15 protein-coding genes are annotated in these 16,692 nt (G+C 39.2%); 5 read left to right on the top strand and 10 right to left on the bottom strand.

Going from position 1 to position 16,692, the window contains the following annotated elements; all coding sequences use genetic code 11:
• Positions 1-9 precede the first annotated feature (9 nt).
• The 5 genes from AC979_RS06030 to pxpB all read right to left on the bottom strand — a co-directional run bounded on the left by AC979_RS06030 (position 10) and on the right by pxpB (position 4,873).
• Positions 10-1,155, bottom strand: a complete 1,146-nt coding sequence (locus AC979_RS06030; RefSeq protein ID WP_049373367.1) for a 5-methyltetrahydropteroyltriglutamate--homocysteine S-methyltransferase — start codon at positions 1,153-1,155, stop codon at positions 10-12.
• Between the two features lie 184 nt (positions 1,156-1,339).
• Complete coding sequence (locus AC979_RS06025) at positions 1,340-2,533, bottom strand: NRAMP family divalent metal transporter (RefSeq protein ID WP_049373366.1); 1,194 nt, start codon at positions 2,531-2,533, stop codon at positions 1,340-1,342.
• Positions 2,534-2,581: 48 nt separating this feature from the next.
• Complete coding sequence (pxpA, locus tag AC979_RS06020; protein WP_049373365.1) at positions 2,582-3,319, bottom strand: 5-oxoprolinase subunit PxpA; 738 nt, start codon at positions 3,317-3,319, stop codon at positions 2,582-2,584.
• A complete protein-coding gene (locus AC979_RS06015; RefSeq protein ID WP_049373364.1) occupies positions 3,306-4,235 on the bottom strand; it encodes a 5-oxoprolinase/urea amidolyase family protein in 930 nt (309 codons plus the stop codon). The genes pxpA and AC979_RS06015 overlap by 14 nt, the downstream gene beginning before the upstream one ends.
• Positions 4,232-4,873 carry a 5-oxoprolinase subunit PxpB gene (pxpB, locus tag AC979_RS06010; RefSeq protein WP_049373363.1) on the bottom strand — a complete coding sequence of 214 codons (642 nt, stop codon included), beginning with the start codon at positions 4,871-4,873 and terminating at the stop codon, positions 4,232-4,234. The genes AC979_RS06015 and pxpB overlap by 4 nt, the downstream gene beginning before the upstream one ends.
• Positions 4,874-5,082: 209 nt before the next feature.
• Between pxpB and fbp the strand changes: the two genes are divergently transcribed.
• Entirely contained in the window at positions 5,083-6,087 is a 1,005-nt protein-coding gene (gene fbp / locus AC979_RS06005; protein ID WP_049373362.1) for a class 1 fructose-bisphosphatase, read from the top strand.
• A gap of 92 nt (positions 6,088-6,179) precedes the next feature.
• Here fbp and lptG read toward each other — a convergent pair whose 3' ends face one another.
• Together lptG and lptF are read right to left on the bottom strand one after the other, a co-directional pair.
• Entirely contained in the window at positions 6,180-7,253 is a 1,074-nt protein-coding gene (lptG, locus tag AC979_RS06000) for an LPS export ABC transporter permease LptG (RefSeq protein WP_193387053.1), read from the bottom strand.
• Between the two features lie 11 nt (positions 7,254-7,264).
• Positions 7,265-8,356, bottom strand: a complete 1,092-nt coding sequence (gene lptF, locus AC979_RS05995; RefSeq protein WP_049373361.1) for an LPS export ABC transporter permease LptF — start codon at positions 8,354-8,356, stop codon at positions 7,265-7,267.
• 104 nt (positions 8,357-8,460) lie between these two features.
• On the opposite strand from lptF, the gene AC979_RS05990 reads away from it, so the two are divergent.
• Entirely contained in the window at positions 8,461-9,936 is a 1,476-nt protein-coding gene (locus AC979_RS05990; protein WP_049373360.1) for a leucyl aminopeptidase, read from the top strand.
• 59 nt (positions 9,937-9,995) lie between these two features.
• On the opposite strand, the gene AC979_RS05985 is transcribed toward AC979_RS05990, so the two are convergent.
• A complete protein-coding gene (locus AC979_RS05985) occupies positions 9,996-10,847 on the bottom strand; it encodes an endonuclease/exonuclease/phosphatase family protein (RefSeq protein WP_049373359.1) in 852 nt (283 codons plus the stop codon).
• 214 nt (positions 10,848-11,061) lie between these two features.
• On the opposite strand from AC979_RS05985, the gene ytfE reads away from it, so the two are divergent.
• Positions 11,062-11,736 (top strand): iron-sulfur cluster repair protein YtfE, encoded by a 675-nt coding sequence (ytfE, locus tag AC979_RS05980; protein WP_049373358.1) that lies wholly within the window; start codon positions 11,062-11,064, stop codon positions 11,734-11,736.
• Between the two features lie 69 nt (positions 11,737-11,805).
• On the opposite strand, the gene AC979_RS05975 is transcribed toward ytfE, so the two are convergent.
• Both AC979_RS05975 and AC979_RS05970 read right to left on the bottom strand, forming a co-directional pair.
• A complete protein-coding gene (locus tag AC979_RS05975; RefSeq protein ID WP_049373357.1) occupies positions 11,806-13,731 on the bottom strand; it encodes an LTA synthase family protein in 1,926 nt (641 codons plus the stop codon).
• A 146-nt stretch (positions 13,732-13,877) separates the two neighbouring features.
• Complete coding sequence (locus tag AC979_RS05970) at positions 13,878-15,152, bottom strand: malic enzyme (RefSeq protein WP_005697259.1); 1,275 nt, start codon at positions 15,150-15,152, stop codon at positions 13,878-13,880.
• A gap of 201 nt (positions 15,153-15,353) precedes the next feature.
• On the opposite strand from AC979_RS05970, the gene AC979_RS05965 reads away from it, so the two are divergent.
• Positions 15,354-15,983 (top strand): DUF1919 domain-containing protein, encoded by a 630-nt coding sequence (locus AC979_RS05965; protein ID WP_049373356.1) that lies wholly within the window; start codon positions 15,354-15,356, stop codon positions 15,981-15,983.
• A gap of 9 nt (positions 15,984-15,992) precedes the next feature.
• Positions 15,993-16,691 carry a 16S rRNA pseudouridine(516) synthase RsuA gene (gene rsuA, locus AC979_RS05960; protein ID WP_049373355.1) on the top strand — a complete coding sequence of 233 codons (699 nt, stop codon included), beginning with the start codon at positions 15,993-15,995 and terminating at the stop codon, positions 16,689-16,691.
• Position 16,692: the final 1 nt, after the last annotated feature.

Below are 16,692 nucleotides of genomic sequence, written 5' to 3'. Positions count from 1 at the left end.
TAATTGAAATTATTTACCCCAAACTTCTTCCGCGATACTACGGATAAATTCGAGTTTCTTCCATTGTTGCTCTTCCGTCAGAATATTACCTTCTTCTGTTGAAGCAAAACCACATTGTGGACTTAAGCAAAGTTGATTGATATCCACATATTGTGCCGCTTCTTTAATACGAGCAATAATTTCATCACGGTTTTCTAACTCACCCGATTTAGAGGTGATTAATCCTAACACCACTTGTTGATTCTTAATAAAGCGTAAAGGTTTGAAATCGCCTGCACGATCACTGTCATACTCCAAGAAGAAACCATCTACATTACAATGACCAAATAAGGTTTCTGCGATAGGCTCATACCCCCCCGCTGAGAACCAAGTTGAACGGAAGTTACCACGACAAATATGCATTGTAATCGCTAAATCAGACGGTTTAGCAGCCACGATTTTGTTTAACATATACACATAATCTTTAGCAATTTGATCTAAATCTAAACCTCGTTCAGTATAGGTTTTACGTTTATCTTCCGCACAGAATTCGCCCCAACTGGTATCATCCAACTGTAAATTGCGGCAGCCTAATTTATAGAAGATATTCATCGCATCAATATAAGCATCAGCAATATCATCTAATAACAACTGATTGTTATCTTTATAACGTTCAATTGGCTGATAATCTGTGGCACGTACTGTACAAATTAAATGAAGCATAGACGGAGAAGGAATCGTTAATTTGACTTCAGTCTTCCCTGCTATTTTTTGCAATGAGCGGTAATGTTCAACGAAAGGATGGCTCTCTGAAAAACCGATCTTATCCACAATTTTTAATGTTTTCGGGCGTACATTATCGTGTTTAAATTGCACTGAGAATTTTTCAGCATCTACTTCTTTCACGCCATCTAATGCAGCTAAGAAATCTAAATGCCAAAAAGTACGACGAAATTCACCGTCTGTTACTGCATGCAATCCGACATTTTTTTGATGCTCTACCAATTTTGCAATTTCTGTATCTTCAACTTGCGTTAAATCAGCACAAGAAATATCACCACAACTACATTGATAACGAGCCTGTTTTAAAGCCTCTGGGCGTAAAAAACTGCCTACAATATCAAAACGATATGGCGCAGAAGTACGAATAGTGGCATTTGGAAAAAGTTTACTCATTTTGCTTTCCTATATTTAATTAATTCTAAGATAGACTGAGTGTAACAAAATTAACGTCCTCATTAAAGATTTAGACGTCTAGATGGATGTGAATTTTATTGTGATTTTATATGAATGGAATTGATATAAAATTTAAAAAGAAAAGTGCGGTCATTTCTAACCGCACTTTAGTTTGAAATAAAAACTAACTTACAAAACTAGATACATAAGAAATTATGGTTTTTCCACTTAATATTGCCATAATAATCACTACAAACCAGCCAGCAAAAGCTAAACAAATTGGGTGTTTATAGCTACCCACAATATTGCTTCGATAAGCGGCTAATAAAATCAAGGCTAGTGCTATTGGTAAAATTAAACCATTTAGGGTTCCCACAAAAACCAGTACAGCAGCAGGTTTCCCTACAGTGACAAGAACTGCTGTAGAAACCACTATAAACCCAATAATCCAACAGTTTCTATTTCGTTCAATTGTCGGACAAAGGCTCGTGAGGAATGATACCGATGTATAAGCGGCACCAATAACTGATGTGATAGAAGCTGCCCAAATCACTACGCCAAATAAGATTTGGCCAAAATTGCCTGCCACGTATTCGAAAGGCGTTTCTGCTGGATTTTTAGGATTCAACGGAATCCCTTTGGCGACAACACCAAGCACGGCAAGAAATAATACAACACGCATGGTAGAGGCGATTAAAATAGCCGATACAGAGCTACGACTCACTTCAGCCATGGCTTTTTCACCCTGGATCCCCGCGTCTAATAAGCGGTGAGCGCCAGCAAAGGTAATATATCCCCCTACAGTTCCTCCAACTAATGTCACAATTGCGATAGGATCAACTTGCTCTGGAATAAAGGTACGGTATGCTGCTTCTACCACTGGCGGTTCTGTTTTAAACATGACATACAAAGTCAGTGCAATCATAATAAAACCCATTAATTGAGCAAAGCGATCCATTAACAATCCTGCTTCTTTACGTAAAAAAATTAAAATTGCAATGATGCCACTGATAACAGCTCCTGTTTCTGGGGCGATACCAAAGATTGAATTAAGCCCTAGGCCTGCGCCCCCTACATTACCAATATTAAAAGCCAACCCTCCCATCACGATAAGTGACGCAAGAAAATAGCCCGCGCCTGGAAAAACAGCATTAGAAATATCCTGTGCTCGCTTTCCTGATACCACCACAATTCGCCAAATATTAAGCTGAGCACCAATATCTAACAAAATCGATAATAAAATCACAAAGCCAAAACTGGCTAATAAGGTGTTTGTAAAGGTTGCAGTTTGAGTTAAAAAGCCAGGACCAATTGCTGAAGTCGCCATTAAAAATGCCGCCCCTAGCACTGCATTTCGGCGGTGATTGATTGATGCCATAAAGCACCTCCCTTGTTAAGTTGATGTTGTGTGTTATGTTTATTCGGCTTATACCGTTATTGTTATATGATTTTTTTCTAATTCTTCCACAATGCGTGCTGCAAATTGTAGAGAATGTTGATTATCGCCATGTAAACAGATACTTTCTGCTTTTACTGGCACAAGGCTTCCATCAATGGCTTTGACTTGACCTTCTGTTACCATTTGTAACACTTGTTGAATGGCTTCCTCATCAGACTCCACCATGGCATTCGGTTGCGAACGAGATACCAAACTCCCATCAGGCATATAGTGACGATCCGCAAAAACTTCAGAAATGGTTTGTAAACCTTCTTCCTCAGCTACGCGTAATATTAAGCTCCCCGCCAATCCCATTAATTTTAAATTAGAATCAAATTGACGAATTGTTTGTGCAATTAAACGTGCCAACTTTTCATCTTTCGCAGCTTGATTGTATAAAGCACCGTGTGGCTTAACATAACTAATTTCCGTGCCTTCCCCATCACAAATCGCTTTTAATGCACCAAGCTGATACCGTAAATGCGCAATTAATTCCTGTTCAGGTAAATCCATTTGAGTACGCCCGAAGTTTTCTCGATCTGGAAAACCTGGATGAGCACCAATGCGAACCTGATTTTCTTTCGCAAATCTGACCGCACTTTGCATTTCTTTTGCTCCACCGGCATGTAAACCGCAAGCAATATTGGCAGAAGAAAGCAATTTTAATAATGCCTCATCAAAAGGAAAACCTTCAGCAATATCGGCATTTAAATCAATTTTTTTCATCGACAATTCTCCTAATTTGATCGAGGTATATCTCATTTTTACGACGCAATTTTGCGGCTTGTTCTAAACTAACTGCCTCGAATTGAATGGTTGAGCCTAAACGTACCTGTGCCAACGCACCAAGATCCGCATCGATCACATTGGCAATTTTGGGATAACCGCCCGTAGTTTGTGCATCAGCCATTAAAATAATTGGTTGACCACTTGGTGGCACTTGTACGCTACCAAATTGAATCGCGTGAGACAGCATTTCCAGAGGTTGCTTTAATTCTAATTTTTGCCCTTGAAAACGATAGCCCATGCGATCACTGCTGCTTTGTAACGTCCATTCACCTCGCCACCAATAATATTGAGATTTTCGTTTAAACGCTTGATATTCAGAGGATGGTAACGCATGAATCGTATGCTTAAGTGGAATGGGTGCAATCCCAATTTCACTACGTAAAATAGGATCATTTACCGTTTTTAATTGATCTCCAACTTGTAAACAACGTCCTTCTACACCGCCTATTTGAGCTCGAAGATCCGTACTACAAGAGTTCAATTCTTGGGGTAAGATAAAACCACCTTGAACACATAAATAGCCATACATACCAATTTTTGCACGTACCATTTTCAGCACTTGCCCCGCTCTCGCCTGATAACGCCAATAGGCAAAAATCGGTTTGTCATCTAAGGTCATTTCATAAAATGCCCCCGTCACACAAAAATTCATATCTTGCTGAAATTGTAATGTAAGACCACCTAAAGGCACTTCGATTGCTGGGGCTCCCTCTGCATTTCCCAGCAGAATATTGCCTGCACGTAACGCCAATTTATCCATTGCTCCACAGTGACTAATGCCAAATCGACGTAAACCAAAACGGCCTAAATCCTGCATTGTGGCACGGGATTGCACATCAATAATATGAATCATAATTCAATGCCCTCCACAACAAATTTCACCGTATCGCCAGCTTGTAATAAAGTGGGTTTTGCTTGATTTTTGTCAAAGAGCGCTTGCTTGGTATGGCCGATTAATTGCCATCCACCTGGAGAGGAAAAGGGATAAATGCCAGTTTGAGATCCACCAATACCCACAGAACCTGCAGGAACAACTGTTCTTGGTGTGGCACGACGAGGCGTGTGTAAGCATTCTGGTAAACCACCCAAATAAGGAAAGCCTGGTTGGAAACCAATCATATACACGGTATAGATAGGATCACTGTGCATTTGAACGATCTTTTTGGGAGTTGTGTTATGTAATTTTGCGACCTCAGATAAATCCTGGCCTAATTCACCGCCATAAATCACCGGAATTTCTATATGACGTCCTTGAAAAGTAGAGACTTTCAATTCTGCCCAATGTTGTTCCAAACGTTGAATAAGCGGTGCAAAATCCACATAAAAATCAGTAAAGACCGTAAGGTTATTCATTCCCACGACAACTTCTACAATATCTTGCTCAGACTGTAGTTGATTGGCAAACGCCCAGAGTTGGCGTTGTTGTTGAAGTGAAGCTGGTGGTGGTAAAGAGCAAACCACCGCCGACTCGCTGATCGGGGTTATATTCATAGGATACCCTTTATTGTGATGTTGTGTTGTTTGTTATTTTTTTGTTACACCTCTCTTTTAAAGGATATTTATAGCTTTTGTCAAGGTTTTGTATTGAAAATAAAGTGTGATGCAGATCTCATTATTCATATTTTGATCTCAATCAAAATTATGAAATAGCGTATAATCGAGGTGTCTGTTACTTAACAATGATAAAAAAAGGAATAAAAATGAAAACATTGAGTGAATTTATTGTTGAACGCCAAGCAGAGTACCCAAATGCAAAAGGGGAACTTAGTGGTATTTTGTCTTCTATTCGTTTATTAGCAAAAATCATTCATCGTGATATCAACAAAGCGGGTTTAACCAATATACTTGGCCAGTCTGGTGTCGAAAACGTACAAGGTGAAAGCCAAATGAAATTGGACTTATTCGCCCATAACACCATGAATGCGGCCCTTATGTCGCGTGAAGAGGTAGCGGGTTTTGCTTCTGAGGAAGAAGAAAGCTTTATCGCTTTTGATACTGAACGTGCTCGCAATGCGAAATATATTATTTTGACCGATCCTCTTGATGGTTCATCCAATATTGATGTAAACGTTTCAGTTGGGACAATCTTCTCTATTTACCGTCGTGTTTCACCAATTGGCTCACCTGTTACTTTAGAAGACTTTATGCAACCGGGTAATAAACAAGTCGCGGCGGGTTATATCGTATATGGGTCTTCAACCATGTTAGTCTATACCACTGGTCATGGGGTGAATGGCTTCACTTACGATCCATCTATCGGTACATTCTGTCTTTCTCATGAAAATATGCAAATGCCAAAAGACGGTAAAATCTACTCCATCAACGAAGGACAATATCTCAAATTCCCACAAGGGGTAAAAAAATACATTAAATACTGCCAAGAGGAGGATAAAGCAACTAACCGTCCTTATGCGTCACGTTATATTGGTTCATTAGTGGCAGACTTCCACCGTAACTTATTAAAAGGCGGTATCTACATTTATCCAAGTGCAACTAACTATCCAAATGGTAAGCTTCGTTTGCTTTATGAAGGCAATCCAATTGCATTCTTAGCGGAACAAGCAGGCGGTATTGCCTCTGATGGTTACAATCGAATTTTAGATATTCAACCAACTGAACTTCACCAACGTATACCACTTTTCGTCGGTTCAGCAGAAATGGTGAAAAAAGCAGAAGAAATGATGAGAGAATTCAAAGAAGATTAAATTCTTAAAGTGCGGTCAATTTTGACCGCACTTTTTTTTAGCAAACAAAAAGGCGAACTATATCAGTTCGCCTTTTTCATTTTTTGTATTAATTAATCTCGTTTTCTTGCAAGTAGCCACCAAATAATCGCCATAAACAAGAGGCTTGGCATCAGCGCACCTAAAAAAGCTGGTGCATTAAATACCACGCTCATTTGTCCAAAAATTTCATTGACGACATAGAACAAGAACCCAAAACAAATCCCCGTGACGATTCTCGCCCCTGCAGTGACACTACGTAATGAACCGAAGATAAAAGATAACGCAAGCATCATCATTACACCTACTGAAACGGGCTGTAAAATCTTACGCCAATAGGTTAATTCAAAACGGCGAGAATCCTGTCCTGTTTGTTTTAAGAACGCAATATATTCATACAAACCTGAAATAGATAATGATGTTGGACGTAATGAAACTGCACCTAATTTATCTGGCGTTAAGCTTGTTGCCCAATCTTCGGTTAAGCGGTTTGTCGTGGTAATTTGCTCTTTTGATACCACTGAATTATTGACTTGGCGCAACTGCCATTGATTATTTTCAGCAGAATATTGTGCTTGATTCGCATGTTTTAAATGAGTGAGGTTACGCTGCTCATCAAAGGTATAGATGTAAATATCTTCTAATTTTGCATCATCTTTAATACGACGCACATACACGAAATTATTACCGTCTTTTGCCCATACACCATTTTTCACCGAAAGCATTGAGCCACCAGAAAGTGCACGAGTACGCATATCACGGGCAAACTGTTCAGTTTGTGGAATTCCCCACTCACCAATAATCATGGTAAAAAGTACCAGTGGAAGTGCCGTTTTCATGACGGCTAATCCAATTTTAAAGCGAGAAAAACCCGCAGATTGCATTACCACTAATTCACTTCGGCTGGCTAAATTACCTAACGCAATTAAGGCACCTAACAAGGCCGCCATTGGGAAAAAGGTTTCTACATCTTTTGGCATCGTTAAACCTGTATAAGCCACAGCTTGCCAAATATCATAAGAGCCTTTACCTACGCTACGAAATTGCTCTACAAATTTGATGATTGCCGAAAGACCAACTAACGTAAATAGTGTAGCAAAAATTGCCCCTAAGATGCTTTTACCGATATAACGATCAAGAGTATTCATCAACATTGTTATTATCCTTTTCTGAATACACGACGGAATTTATGCATAGCGGTGCTATCCCAACTATTCAGCACAATTCCTAAAATTAAAAAGGCGATATTTACCAGCGGCATTAATAAACCTGCATCAAGCTTACCTGCGCCACCCGCAGATTTAAATGAACTTTGTAATAAGAAGTAAATTAAATAAAGCAATAATGCCGGTAAGATTTTCGCGAAACGGCCTTGGCGAGGATTTACTTTACTCATTGGTACAGCAATAAGCGCCATTAAAGGAACCGCTAAAATTAAGGTAATGCGCCAATGCAATTCTGCTTTGGCTGCGGGACTTTTATCTTTTAATAATTGCTCAAAAGATAATTCAGCGGCTTCATCACTTTCCGAATTTGTCTCTTGATGACCCAAATACGCTTGGTAATCATCAAAATGGGTAATACGGAAATCAGGAAGTACCGAAGTCCCTTCGACACGCAAGGTATTCTGTAAATTCAAGACTTGGTCGCCATTAGGTAACGCTTTTAACTCACCTTTTTCAGCCGTAACCACTGACGGTTTCGTTTGACCTTTGGCTTTCATTTGGAAAAGATAAACATCACTGATTTGATTACCATTGATCTTATCAATGAATAAAACAAAATTATTGTTGCTCGTGGACATAAATTGCCCCGAAGTCAACGCGCCCATAGTGGGATTTGCTTTAGCATCTTCAACAATAGCAGCTTGTTTTTGAATCGCCCATGGGGAAAGCCACAAAGCGTTGTAAGCTGCCAAACCCGCAGTGAGTAAAGAAAGAATTAACGCCACGCGAACAAGAATACGTTGACCCACACCGCAGGCTCGCATAACGGTGATCTCACTTTCTGCATAGAGTCGACCGAAAGTTAGCAAAATGGCGATAAACAAACATAATGGCAACATTAATTGCGCCATTGTTGGCATCCCTAATCCGAGTAAAGAGAACACAAGATCGGCAGGCACTTTACCATTTGCCGCTGAACCAAGAACGCGAACAAGTTGTTGGCTGAAGAAAATTAAAAGCAAAATAAACAAAATCGCAATTTGGCTTTTAAAGACTTCTTTTGTTAAATATCGGGTTAATATCATTCTTTTTTCTAACTAAAAAACACGGGAAACTGGCTAATTTAGATGGCGTATGATACCTTATTTTCACTGATTTAAATAGCAAATTAGCAACATAAGGAAATAACATGAAATATCAAGCAAACTCAACCGCACTTTCTCAATCAACCGATTGCCTTATCATCGGCATTTATGAGAACAACGAATTTACAAAAAGTTTCAATGAAATCGATCAAATCACACAAGGCTACCTCAGCCAATTAGCTCAAAGCCAAGATCTTTCAGGCAAAATTGGTCAAGCGACTCTGCTTCATTCGTTACCAAATCTTGCCGCTAAACGTGTATTAGTAGCAGGTTGTGGCAAAAAAGGTGAAACGACTGAACGCCAATTTAAACAAATCATCCAACGTGTTACCCAAACATTAAAAGAATTAAATATTCAACAAGTGGTAAATAATTTAACGGATGTGGAAATCAAAGATCGCGATCTATTTTGGAATGTGCGTTTTACCGTTGAAACCATCGAACATAGTCTTTATCAATTTGATGAATTTAAAAGTAAAAAAGCGGATGCTATCTCACTTCAAGAAATCATTTTTAATACCGATGACACACAAGTTCAGCAAGCCATTGCAGAAGCTCAAGCCATTGCAAATGGTGTGAAAGCTGCGCGTAATATCGCGAATATGCCACCTAATATTTGTACACCGGCTTATTTAGCAGAACAAGCTAAAAATTTAGCCGAAACATCAACCGCACTTTCCCTCGATGTAATTGATGAAGAAGATATGACAAAACTTGGCATGAATGCGTATTTAGCTGTATCTCGCGGTTCGCAAAATCCGGCTTATATGTCTATTTTACATTTCAACAATGCGCCCGATAAAAATGCGAAACCAATCGTGTTAGTAGGTAAAGGCTTAACCTTTGATGCGGGCGGTATTTCTTTAAAACCTGCCGCAGATATGGATGAAATGAAATACGATATGTGCGGTGCGGCTTCGGTATTCGGTACGATGAAAGCCATTGCTGAATTAAATCTGCCATTAAATGTCATTGGTGTATTAGCAGGTTGTGAAAACTTACCTGATGGCAATGCTTATCGCCCTGGTGATATTCTCACCACAATGAATGGTTTAACCGTAGAAGTATTAAATACAGATGCGGAAGGACGTTTAGTACTTTGTGATGCGCTCACCTATGTAGAACGTTTTGAACCGCAATATGTGATTGATGTCGCAACCCTAACAGGTGCTTGCGTGGTGGCGTTAGGCCAACATAACAGCGGCTTAGTTTCAACTGATGACGCCTTAGCAGAACAGTTATTAAAAGCGGCACAGCAAACTACCGATAAAGCTTGGCGATTACCGTTGAGTGAAGAATATCAAGAGCAATTAAAATCTCCATTTGCTGATTTAGCCAATATCGGCGGTCGCTGGGGAGGCGCAATTACTGCTGGCGCATTCCTCTCTAATTTTACGAAAAAATATACTTGGGCACATTTAGATATTGCGGGGACAGCTTGGCTTCAAGGTGCAAATAAAGGTGCAACGGGTCGTCCAGTATCTTTATTAACACAATTCTTAATTAACCAAACTAAATAATTAATACATAGGGCTAACATTACGTTAGCCCTAAATTTTTCTAAAAATCTGACCGCACTTTATTCCAATTCGAATTCCATCAGTAATGGATTATGATCTGACGAAGTAACCACTTCGGATGTCGCACTTACCACTTTTACGCCTCGCGTAAAAATATAATCCAGTGGATACCCTAAAAATCTAACCCGCTCATCTTGAGTGAGCGCCACAGAATCTAAGCCATATTTTTGTATCAAATTATTGACTAAATTCAGACGACGTTCATTCCACGCATTAAAATCACCAGACATGATGATAGGACCTTGATGATTTTCAACAAAGGAAAATAGCTGCTCTAACTGGGTTTGATAAGTGGAAATACCCCATTCAAAATTAATTAAATGCACATTAATAAGTAGCAAACTATCGCCTTTTTCTAATGGAAAATTCATCACACTTGCCACCTTAGGTATTCGTATTAATGGTTCAGCTACGCCACCACCGCAATACCATTCTGGTTGCGTGTTGGTGAATGTTTTTACACCTGATAAGAGATCTTTAAAAGAAAAAGAGGACACAAAAAGTGCGGTCGAAAATGTACTTAAATTTTGATACTGCGTCGCCTCTTGTAATAACACAAAATCCGCTTGTTTAGAAAGTTGCGCTAAATCTTCTTGCCAACCTTTATCTTGCCCTTTATGTACATTCCAAGTTATCAAATTAAAACGAGAACTGGCTAATTTAGGCACTGAATAATCAGCCTTGTCACATTGCATATTTAACTTGTTTTTAAAAGGAATATAACTCACTTTTTGTGATGTTTTTAGTTGAATAAATGTATGGTCAAAAATCGTTAAATTCGTAAGAAAATATCCAACACCTAAAACCACTAACACTAAGCCAATAGCCAAAAATCGATAGATTCGCTTCATTATTATCCCCTCTCTATGCTCGAATAATAACACCTCATCAAAGCAATGCAACTTTCACTTTAATACGCATCAATACCTACCTACAACACGGTAACTTTAACTTTTAGCTTTGATTTAAATCATACTTTGCTAAAAAATCCGTTGCATTTTTCTTTCATTATCTTAGTATTTCACTCAACTTTTTAACTCTACCTAATCAATAAGGAGATTCATTATGTCTTTTGGAGATAAAAAATTAAGTGAAATCGCTGTCAGCGTACCCGGCTCAACATCTCTACTTCGCGAATACGATTTGGATTTCTGCTGTGGTGGTTCCGATACACTTGCAAATGCAGCGGCAGAAAAAGGATTAAATTTAGCAGAAATTGAAACACGTTTAACCGAGCTTCAAAATAGCAAAGCAGAAAACCCTGAAGAATATTGGGTTAATGCAACTTATCCTGAAATTATCGATCATATTTTAGTTCGCTACCATCAACGTCACCGTGAACAGCTTCAAGAATTAATCGTCTTAGCGGATCGTGTAGAAAGTGTTCATGGCGATCGTGAAGATTGTCCAATGGGTGTGGCAGCTGAATTACGCAATGTCTATGAAGATTTGAGCAACCATATGATGAAAGAAGAGCACGTGCTTTTCCCAATGATCAAAGCCGGTAATTATATGATGGCGCAAATGCCAATTCGTATGATGGAAATGGAACATGCGGAACACGGCGAACATTTAGATGTATTGAAATCATTAACAAATAATATGACGCCTCCAGCAGATGCTTGCAATACATGGCGCGCTCTTTATAGTGGCATCCAAGAGTTTGCTGATGATTTAATGATGCATATTCACCGTGAAAATAATATTTTATTCCCACGTGTAATTGCTGAAAATCACTAAGCAAAAATCATATAAAGAAAAAGGGCGAAATCATTCGCCCTTTAAAATTAGCCTAAAACTGACCGCTCTTTATTTCTCTTCACTGCCTTTATATAAACGGTTTTTATATAAATAGCTGCCAAGTAAAGCATGTGCCAAAGCTTCTTTTTTCATTTCTTCCGGCACTTCTTTTTCAGTTAATGTGTCTTTTTCCTTATCGTAAACATAGCCTTTTGCTTTACTATTTGGTGTTTGGATAACGACATCATGATTACCTTTCATTAACGCTTGCGTTTGATCGAATTGCATAAAGGCACGATCTGGATTCACATCTTTCGTTAAATCAAAGCCAATCATCGGATAATTACCACTTACACCAGCAATAGAAAGCAAGGTTGTCGGCATATCAATTTGGCTCACTAAACGACTATCTCGGCGTGGATCTACATTATCCCCTAAAATTAACGCTGGAATATGGAAATGCTTAATTGGTACTAAGCTTGCACCCGCTGCACGGGAATCATGGTCTGCAATCACCAAGAACACGGTATCTTTCCAATAATTAGATTGTTTCGCTAATTTGAAAAAATAACCAATGGCATAATCCGCATATTTTGCGCTGTTATTACGGGTTGCTTTCGGTTGTTCGTAAAGCTCAATTTTACCATCCGGAAATTCAAAAGGATCGTGATTGCTTGAACTGAACACTAAGCTAAAGAATGGTTTTCCTTCATTCTGTAATTGGGTAAAGGTTTCGTTCGCTTTATCAAATAAATCCTCATCACTCACGCCCCAAGTCGCAGTAAATTTCGGATTTTGATAATCCTTTTGATCGATAATATTTTGGAAGCCATTGCCATAGAAGAAGCTTGCCATGTTATCAAAGTGTTTTTCACCACCATAAATGAAGGACGTGTTATAACCTTGTTTAGCAAGTAAATCTGCAATGGTAAAGAAACCACTTTGACTATTATTTAATTTCACTACCGCACGTGCTGGAGTAGGTGTAAAACCTGCTGTTGTGGCTTCAATACCACGTACAGAACGTGTACCGGTCGCATAGAGATTTTCAAATAACCAGCCTTCTTTGGCTAATTTATCAAATTCGGGGGAAAGTGGTTTTCCGCCTAATGTACCAACAAATTGCGCACCAAAACTTTCTTCCAAAATAATGACGATATTTTTCGGTTTACCTTGGTAAGTGGCTTGGTTTTTCGTTAAGGTTGGAATCTTCTCTGAAATATAATCACTTTCAGGACGGCCACGGCTTGCTTTGACAATACGCAACATTTCATCGGTATCCATTTTGCCATAGGCTTCAGAAGATGCCCCTTCGTCTTTAAATTGTTGGGCAGCATAAAGAACGGAGTAACCTGAATTCAACACAAGCGAATTCACTAAACCATCAGAGGAAAAAGCCACCATTGCAGGATTCACACCACGGTGCTGAAAACTAGAACGCGCCCCTAAAAAAGCAACTGCAATCACAAGCAATGCGACAATAGGACGTAATTTCCAACTCATTGGGCGTAAATTTTTCACCGCATAACCAGATAGCTTCCAATAACAGAAGAAAGCTGTAACGGTAAAAATAAGGCTAAAAATGACTGCAGTTAAATGGCCTTCCATCAACATTGAAAAGACTTCTTTCGGATAAATTAGATATTCGATAAACAGACGGTTTGGACGGAAATCATAGGTTTCGATAAATGCCGGTGTAGCCAATTCCATAAATAGAATAAACACACTGCCAAGGGTAAGCCAGATACGTAAAATCATTTTCCAAATACGGCTATGATGAAATAACACCGTAAATAATGCTGGCACACCAAATAGATAACACAAAGCTACGATATCCATGCGCAAGCCTTGTAAGAATAATTGCCCCCAGCCCGCTACCGCAGAGACACGGTCTGCCTGCCAAATCGCAAGCCCAAGACGAGACAAGGTGAAAATGATCAGATTAATGATGACGAAGAGAAAAATCGGATATAAAGGAGAACGTGTTTGTTTCATTTTGACACTCATAAGTCCTAAGGGAATCGCTACCCTCTGATTAATTTAAAGCACGTGAATGTGCCATTCCTTCCATAGACAGATAAAAAAACACAAAGTGCGGTTAAAAACATCATCATTTTTGACCGCACTTTGGAAGAGAAAGATTAAGCTGCAACTAATGCTTTTAATTGTTTTTCATAAGCTGCCCAATCTGTAATTGGACGTGTTGCCACACCTGTTTCCATCGCTTTTTTCGCTACCGCAGAAGAGACAGTAAACAATAAGCGTGGATCAAATGGTGTTGGAATCACATAATCAGGTCCAAAAGATAACGCACCATAATTAGCAATAATTTCTAATGGAACCGGTTCTTTCGCAAGACTTGCAATTGCATGAGAAGCCGCCAATTTCATTTCCTCATTAATCGCTGTTGCACCTACATCTAAAGCGCCACGGAATAAGAATGGGAAACAAAGCACATTATTAACTTGGTTTGGAAAGTCTGAACGACCAGTACAAACAATCGCATCCGGACGTACTGCTTTCGCTTCATCTGGGGTAATTTCAGGCACTGGGTTAGCTAATGCAAGAATTAATGGATTTTCTGCCATGGTTTTCACCATTTCAGGTTTTAATGCACCGGCTTTAGAACAGCCTAAGAATACATCCGCACCCTTAACGGCATCGGCTAATGTGCGCCAACCATTATCTTCAATGGCGTAGAATTGTTTGGTTTCATCCATGTTATCGCCACGGCCTTTGAAAATCACACCTTTAGAGTCACACATGGTGATGTTTTCTTTTTTGAAGCCTAATGCACGAAGCAAGTTAGTACAAGCAATAGCAGAAGCACCGGCACCATTTACTACTAAGCGTACATCAGCAATGTTTTTACCAATAATTTCTAAACCGTTTAATGCTGCTGCACCTACGATGATAGCTGTACCGTGTTGGTCATCATGGAATACCGGAATTCCCATACGTTCACGCAACGCTTTTTCAATGTGGAAACATTCCGGTGCTTTGATATCTTCAAGGTTAATGCCACCAAACGTTGGCTCTAGTGAAGCGATGATATCGATTAATTTATCTGGATCATGCTCATTGATTTCAATATCAAATACATTGATGCCGGCAAATTTTTTGAACAATACCCCTTTCCCTTCCATAACAGGTTTTGAGGCGAGTGCACCAATATTTCCTAAACCTAATACGGCAGTACCATTTGAAATCACAGCAACCAAGTTAGCGCGAGCGGTATAACGGCTTGCAGCAGAAGGATCTTTTTCAATTTCTAAGCAAGGCTCTGCAACACCTGGAGAATAAGCAAGGGCTAAATCATGTTGGGTTTCTAGCGATTTGGTTGGGGTAACGGCAATTTTCCCCGGAATTGGGAATTCATGAAAATCTAATGCGGCTTGGCGTAATTGTTCGCTCATATAAAAATACTCCATTTTCACTTAGGCTAAATAAAATTTGCGCCATTATACTCTCTTTTTTAGAGAAATTTGTGATATACCGCAAAAATTTTACAAAATGATCACAAAATATGAGTGAAATCGACCGCGCTTTTTGTCTTTTCTTCACATTTTGAGCCAAAAACGTTACTATGTCGCAAAAAAACATGCAGGATGTAAATAATGAGTTTGTTTTCTAAATTTAGAAGTGCCATCAATAAATTACAACGGAAAGCGATTAACAAAACCTTTCAAAAACGGTTAACCAACCAAGGTATGTCAGTGATTTCTGCAAACTGTGTCGGTGCATTTATTTTGCACGACCTCAATCAGCCTTTTAATTCTCCGTTTGTTAACCTTTATTTAGACCCTAGCGATTTTGTTCGCTATCTACAGAACATCACATTCTATCAAGCACAACCGCTTCAATTTATACAAACAGAAAAACCGTACCCAGTTGGTCTATTAGGTGATCTTAAAGTGCACTTTATGCACTACCACTCCGAACAAGAGGCTCGGGAAAAGTGGGAAGCTCGCTCACAGCGTTTAGATCTCGATAATTTGTTTATTATGATGACAGATAAAGATGGTGGAAAAGGTGCAAAATATGAAGACTTGCAAGCCTTCGATAACTTGCCTTATCCAAACAAAGTCGTCTTTACCCACAAGCCATATCCTGAATTAAAATCCGCTTTCTACATTAAAGGCTTTGAAAACGAAAGCGAAGTGGGCGATTTATTTACTTTTTCCGGTTGGAATGGCGAAAAATATTACGATCAGTTTGATTACGTCAGCTGGTTCAATCAAAAATAAGAGTTTACGATGCGACTAGATAAATTTATTGCTGAGAATACAGGCTTAACCCGTTCACAAGCCACCAAGGCCATTCGCCAAAGTGCGGTCAAAATTAATGGTGAAATTGTGAAAAATGGTGCGATCAAAGTAAGCCTAGAAGATGAAATTTATTTTGAAGATGAATTGTTGCCTTGGATAGAAGAAGGGCAATATTTTATGTTGCATAAGCCACAAGGCTACGTTTGCTCTCACGATGATGGTGACTACCCAACCATTTATCAATTCTTTGAACCGCCTCTTTCTGGCAAGTTACACAGTGCTGGTCGATTAGATGTGGATACCACAGGACTCGTGCTATTAACGGATGACGGTCAATGGTCACATCGTATTACTTCACCCAAACATCAATGCGAAAAAACCTACTTAGTCACTTTAGCCGATCCAGTTGAAAACCATTATGCTTCAGCCTGTGAAGAAGGCATTCTACTACGTGGTGAAAAAGAACCCACTAAGCCGGCGAAATTAGAAGTATTAGATGATTACAACGTTAATTTGACTATCGCTGAAGGGCGCTATCATCAAGTGAAACGAATGTTTGCTGCACTTGGTAATAAAGTCGTTGCGCTACACCGTTGGAGAATAGGTAACGTTGAATTAGATGAAAGCTTAGAAGAAGGCGAATTTCGTCCACTCACTCAGGAAGAAATCGACAATTTAGTGAAATAAT

It is taken from the genome of Parahaemophilus parainfluenzae (assembly GCF_001053575.1).
GTDB classification, from domain to species: Bacteria; Pseudomonadota; Gammaproteobacteria; order Enterobacterales; family Pasteurellaceae; genus Haemophilus_D; species Haemophilus_D parainfluenzae_S.
Note: the sequence above shows the minus strand (reverse complement) of the source record. Positions and strands in the feature narration are given on the sequence as shown.